This is a genomic window from Pseudomonas sp. SIMBA_068 (genome assembly GCF_046534705.1).
Lineage (GTDB): Bacteria > Pseudomonadota > Gammaproteobacteria > Pseudomonadales > Pseudomonadaceae > Aquipseudomonas > Aquipseudomonas putida.
Map to the genome: position 1 here is coordinate 1 of NZ_JAWRYI010001603.1, position 237 is coordinate 237.

A 237-nucleotide genomic window follows, 5' to 3' on the forward strand; every position below is an offset into this window, starting at 1 on the left:
GCTTATTGATCTGCCAGGCACCCGATCGCTGACAACGCTATCTGCTGAAAGTTCGATAGATGAGAGCATCGCCTGCCAGTATCTCTATCAGGATCACGCCGATGTGGTGATTAACGTCGTCGATGCCTCCAGTCTGGAAAGTAATCTGTTCCTGACCTTTCAGCTGCTGGAACTGGGCGTACCCTGCATTGTCGCCCTGAACATGCAGGATATTGCCGCCAGCCAGAACATCACTAT

Annotated in this window: 1 protein-coding gene; it reads left to right on the forward strand. The window is 51.9% G+C overall.

Annotated features, from left to right (window positions below; translation table 11 throughout):
• Positions 1-237 (forward strand): FeoB small GTPase domain-containing protein (locus SB756_RS35125; RefSeq protein ID WP_410913888.1); only part of this gene is annotated, 237 nt, incomplete at both ends.